This window comes from Streptomyces hydrogenans, from assembly GCF_014656075.1.
GTDB lineage: Bacteria > Actinomycetota > Actinomycetes > Streptomycetales > Streptomycetaceae > Streptomyces > Streptomyces hydrogenans.
On record NZ_BNBS01000235.1, the window covers coordinates 1 to 5,357 of the forward strand.

Below are 5,357 nucleotides of genomic sequence, written 5' to 3' on the forward strand. Positions count from 1 at the left end.
CGACATGACAACAGGGTACTTACCAACCCTCAGGATTTCTGGCGCATCACACTAGCTCAGCGTCTTGACCGCAGCCGCGTCGTACGGCTTCAGCTCGTCGGTCCGTCCGGCAAGGACCTTCGCCGCCCACTGCGGGTCCTGCAGGAGCGCGCGCCCGACCGCGACCATGTCGAACTCGTCACGCTCCAGGCGGTCGAGAAGGTCATCGATGCCCTGGACCGGGGCGCCCTCGCCTGCGAAGGCATGGATGAAGTCGCCGTCGAGACCGACCGAGCCGACGGTGATGGTGGGCTTGCCGGTGAGCTTCCTGGTCCACCCTGCCAGGTTCAGATCCGAGCCATCGAACTCCGGTATCCAGTGACGGCGGGTGGAGGCGTGAAACACATCAACACCAGCGGCAACAAGTGGAGCCAGGATCGCCTCCAGTATCTCCGGGGTCTCGGCGAGTCGTGCGTCGTAGGCGTCCTGCTTCCACTGAGAGAAGCGGAAGATCACCGGGAAGTCGGGCGAGACGGTCTCGCGGACCGCGGTCACGATCTCGGCCACGAACTTCGTGCGGGCGACGTGATCGCCGCCGTAGGCATCGGTACGGCGGTTGGTCCCCGCCCACAGGAACTGGTCGAGGAGATAGCCGTGTGCGCCGTGCAGTTCGACGCCGTCGAAGCCGATGCGCTCGGCGGCCGCGGCGGCGCCGGCGAAGGCACCGATGACATCATCCAGATCCTTCTGGGTCATTGCCTTGCCGGTACCCTCCGTGCCGTCGGGTCGAATGCCGGAGGGGCCCATGGCGGGGGCGTCGGCGTAGGGGGCCTGGCCCTGCTTGCGGACCATGCCGATGTGCCACAGCTGCGGCACGATCGTGCCGCCTGCCGCGTGCACCGCCTCCGCGACCTTCGCCCACCCTGACAACTGCTCCTCGCCATGGAACCGCGGCACGCGATCGCTCTGCCCGGCAGACTCGTGGCCGACGTAGGTCCCCTCGGTGACGATCAGGCCCACGCCGGCGGCGGCGCGGCGGGCGTAGTACGACCGCACGTCCTCGCCGGGGATCCCACCGGGGGAGAACATGCGCGTCATGGGCGCCATCGCGATGCGGTTCGGGACGGTCAGGCCGTTCAGCGTGACAGGCCGGGACAGGATCTCGGCTGCACGGGAAGCGGGGGACGCGGTGGCGGTCACAGGGACACTCCTCATGGCGATTACTTGACAACCTTGATGCTTGAGAACCTCATGCAATAGGGGACGGTAGAGGTAAATGTTTGAGATGGTCAAGTATTTCCAGGTAGGGTGGCCGCCATGAGAGAAGGCCCCCGCGTCGACACGGCCCAGCTCATGGAGCTGCTTTCCGTATCGCTCGGCGCCTACTACGGTGACTTCATCGTCGCGGCGGCGAGCGAGAACCTCACCGCGAGCCAGGGCAAGGCCCTGACCGTGCTGCGCCGGGGACCCGCCGCGATGCGTTCCCTGGCCGAGACCATGGCCTGCGACGCTTCCAACGTCACCGGGATCATCGACCGGCTGGAGCAGCGCGGCCTGGTGCGCCGCGAGCCCGACGCCTTCGACCGGCGCGTCAAGAACGTCATCCTCACCGCAGAGGGTGAGCACCTCACCGACGCGATCCGCGCGAAGATGCGTACCACGAAGGAAGGCATCGAAAGGCTCGACGAACAGGAGCGGGACTCCCTGTACACCCTGCTGGAGCAGGTCTTCGTCTCCCGGCCCGTTGCCTGACTTCGGCCACCCTGCGCCTTCTCGACGCCTGCAAGGATCTGCTCGATGGGCCCACTGCGTCGGCAGGGCCATGCTGTTCAGAGGATGTCGCAGAGCCGCTTCACGCCGTGACGGCGCTGGTGATCCTCAACGAACTGGCAGCGGTTCACCAGCGCGTCTCCGTCGCGAAATACCGGGCCGCCTTGCGTCTGAAGCTGTTCGTATTGGTGCAGGCGGCCGCTCCACTCCTCACCGGAGCAGACTCTCCGTACTGCCCCGCGGGACGGCGATGGCGCCCTGGTGGTGACCGGCTCCCCGTCCCCACACCGGTTTCGCTTACCACCATGCTTGCCACCGGCCTTACAAAGCAGATGTCGGCGGTTCGAAACCGTCCGCGCCCACCAGTAGGTAGCACGACGAAGGCCCAGGTCACCGGTACTGAACCGGGAGCCTGGGCCTTGTTCGTTCTTGCGCACGGGATTGCCGGGTTTCCAGAGCGGCGTGTGCAGCGGGGGCGGGGCGAGGGCCTGGCGGTGGGGTCTGACAGGGTGCCCCTCATGAACGACCAACCGACGCCTGCGGCGGCGCGACTGAGGGAACTGCTGGGTGAGCCGCCGTGCTGGGGCTGGGCGCGGCCGCAGCTGTGGGAGGCGGCCGAGGGTCATCTCGGGTTGGCCCTGCCGACGGACTACAAGGCCTTCCTCGACCTGTACGGGCCGGGCTCCTTCGACGAGCTCTTCTGGCTCGTTCGCCCGGTCGAGGGGACACGGGCCGAACTGGAGCAGATCTGGTCGACGTCAGGACGCCCGCATCTCGACGACCCGGAGCGCACTCCGTTCCCCTTCCATCCCCACCCAGGCGGGCTGGTTCAGTGGGGTGGGGGTGGGGACGGCACCACGTGCTACTTCCTTCCCGAGGGGGATGACCCCGACGACTGGCGCGTGGTGGTCGAGACGGAGGAGGGGAAGTGGCACGAGGCCCCTGGCCCGTTCACCGAGTTCCTCCTGAGCTGCGTCGAAGGCCCGCACCGCCCGCCCTTCCTGGGGCGCTACCGGCCCGGCCCGACCTTGCGCTACCTCCCGGAGTTCGAGGACGGCCCAGACCACCCCTGGTGAGTACCTGTCGGGCACCTGGGCATCCGGTACTTGCGCAAGGGACTGGCTGCCGGAGGCCGTCGTCCTGCGGTACGGAGATGCAGACGACGTCATGAGACAGCGCATCGAGCTCTGACCGTGTGTGCCAGATGCGTGCCGGATTGAGTGGTCAGCCACGGCCACTGGAGGGGGACCGCGGTGATTACGCCCCTCGATAGCCGTCGCGCCACGCAGGCTGGCTGAGCTGCGATAACGGTGAGGACGTCGCTACCAGGCTTACAAAGCCGCAGTTCGCACCGCTGCGACCTGCAAGGGGCAGTACTCGGGTCACTCCTCGCCCGCCAGGACCACGGCTGGCCCCCGCCCCGTCTCGCGTGGACCGCAGGCGGGTGCCTCCCCGTCGCGTGAACAAGCAGGAGACGCTGAGGCGGTTGTGTTACCGATTGCGGGCCCCTCCGGCCGCGCCCCGCGTTCGCGGCGGTCAGGGGCCGTGGGTCACTCGATTCCCGCGCCGACACCTCTCTGGAGACCAGGAGAGGTCTTTTCCCTCCTCGCGGCGGGCGGAGGAGACGGCGGCGCGGGGCAGTCACCCGGTCGCCGGAGAGCTCCGACGCCCTGTCAGGGAAAGAGAGTCTGTGCGGGGTGAGCATCGCACCCCCGCCGTCTTCTCGGCCCCGGGGTCGTGACCCTGATAGACGCCTCAGGCGCCTATCTCGTCGAGCCGAGCCTTCGTGGTCGTTGGAGGGGTCGAACAGCCTTTTCGCCGACTTGGCTTGTGTACGGATCTCTGGTTGCGCGAGAGTGCGGCTGACGCGGAGCTCGCGGCGTATCGCGGCAGGACGGGGGCCGGCAGGTGTGCAGCACGGATCTGGCCGTCAAGGAGGCGGAGATCGCTCGGTTTCTCCAGGAGCATCCGCGAGCGGGTGATGCCGGCCGTGCTCATCCCGCCCTCCGAGGGTGCGAGGAAGTTCCCTGGTCCGAGTTCCCCGAGTGCCCTGCCACGATCCCAGAGGTGCTGCACGGACTTCTCGATCAGGCTGCCGCCCCTGAGGCCAAGCGGGTGCTCACCAACTCCATCCTCAATAGCGTCAGAGAGATGAACGCGGCCATGCCGGCCGTACTGCCGTTCCTGCTCCGCCTCGCAGGCAACCCGCAGGTTCCTGCGCAGGGTGGACTGCTGGATCTTGTGGTCTCGATTGCAGGGTTCTCCGAGCCGATCGATGGCCGCAACGAGGCCATGGTGCATTGGTTCGGCAGCGACAGCGACCATCCTGAGCGCGAACAGTGCCGGGCCGTCTTCGCGGAAAACGCGAGTGTGGTGGCGACGCTGGCAGAGCAAGCGGACAGCCCTGACGCACGAGCGAAGCTTCGACAGGCCGCCGGACTTCTGTGAGGTTCCTGTATGAAGGCCACTTGTACGAGTGCGGGGCCTGGGAGGGGAATGCCACGGCCTCGTCAAAGTGGTGTCCGTGCTGGAGGCAGTGGTAAAGCTGGCCAGTCACGCGGTTGAAGAGGTTGCGCTGGGCTGAGGCGGGGGAGCCCCGTATTCGTTCAGAGCCCCTCCTTCGCTGAGAGCATGCGGGCGTCCAGCCGGGAGGGTGCAGTGCCGGAGTGGCGGGCACGCGGTCAGTGGACCGCCGGGCGGAACGCATCGTGTCCATACCCGGCCCGAGAGCGAAGGAGCACCGTTGTGGCGGACGACCTGTGGGAGTACAGCCCGACCTGTGGGCACCGGACCGGCACGGACCTGGTCGGCTGGAGCGTGATGGCGACCGACGGGTTCGTGGGACGTGTGGACGGACAGTCCGAGGAGGCGGGCGATGCCTGGCTGGTCCTGGACGGGGGAGCGTGGATCTTCGGAAAGCTGCTGATTCCGGCCAGCGCGGTCGTCCGGTGCGAAGCGGAGGAGGAGACCATCCGGCTGGCCCTCACACGAGGGCAGGTCGAGAACGCGCCGCAGCACCTCTCCGAGGCTGACCGAGCCGACGACCAGTACCGGCAGGACGTGGCCGCGTATTTCGTCGAGGCCGCCCGGAGCAGGTGACACAGGCCCCTCAAAAGCCGTAGGACCACGGCCGGGGCTCCCCGGCCGCCGGTTCGCCGGTCACAGGTTTATCGGCTGGTGGATCCGGGCGGTCACCACGGGCAGGGCTTCTCATGCCGTCGGCTTGCTCCGACGCGTGCAGAGCGGACCGGCAGAGGCTTCCCGTGCGGGCGCGGGCCCCAGGGAAGAGAGGCGGTCAGATCTATCCCCCTAATCCGTGCCGTCACGTTCCGGCTGCGGATTGCCGCCCCGGTTATGGGGCAGGTGTGCGGCACCCGTGAAGGAGAATGTGATGTCGCTGACCGAAGAGCCCTGCTCGTCCTCGTCGGTGTCGGAGTCGGCCGGGCGGTGCTTCGCCGGAGGCGGCGAGCCCTTTGGTGTGTTCGGGCATGGCGCGAGGCCCCGACCGGGGGGAGGGGACGGGGCCTCGCGGGTATGGGGGCCGGTTCTAGTGTCGGAAGGTGTCCTTGATGTCTTCCTTGGCCTGGCGGGCGTTGCCCTTGGTCTGC

5 protein-coding genes are annotated in these 5,357 nt (G+C 67.8%); 4 read left to right on the forward strand and 1 reads right to left on the reverse strand.

Translation table 11 applies throughout. The features are described 5' to 3' along the window. Positions 1-51: 51 nt before the first annotated feature. Positions 52-1,179, reverse strand: a complete 1,128-nt coding sequence (locus IE321_RS40585; RefSeq protein WP_190226648.1) for an NADH:flavin oxidoreductase — start codon at positions 1,177-1,179, stop codon at positions 52-54. A gap of 117 nt (positions 1,180-1,296) precedes the next feature. On the opposite strand from IE321_RS40585, the gene IE321_RS40590 reads away from it, so the two are divergent. The 4 genes from IE321_RS40590 to IE321_RS40605 all read left to right on the forward strand — a co-directional run bounded on the left by IE321_RS40590 (position 1,297) and on the right by IE321_RS40605 (position 4,848). Beyond that, positions 1,297-1,731, forward strand: coding sequence for a MarR family winged helix-turn-helix transcriptional regulator (locus tag IE321_RS40590; protein WP_229916826.1), 435 nt, complete (start codon positions 1,297-1,299; stop codon positions 1,729-1,731). A gap of 536 nt (positions 1,732-2,267) precedes the next feature. Next, a complete protein-coding gene (locus IE321_RS40595) occupies positions 2,268-2,825 on the forward strand; it encodes an SMI1/KNR4 family protein (protein ID WP_190226649.1) in 558 nt (185 codons plus the stop codon). Positions 2,826-3,816: 991 nt separating this feature from the next. Beyond that, positions 3,817-4,197: a hypothetical protein gene (locus IE321_RS40600; RefSeq protein ID WP_190226650.1), complete on the forward strand. Its 381-nt coding sequence runs from the start codon at positions 3,817-3,819 to the stop codon at positions 4,195-4,197. A 297-nt stretch (positions 4,198-4,494) separates the two neighbouring features. Further along, the gene (locus tag IE321_RS40605; protein ID WP_190226651.1) at positions 4,495-4,848 is read left to right on the forward strand and encodes a PRC-barrel domain-containing protein; all 354 of its coding nucleotides are present in this window, start codon (positions 4,495-4,497) and stop codon (positions 4,846-4,848) included. The last annotated feature ends 509 nt before the right edge of the window (positions 4,849-5,357 follow it).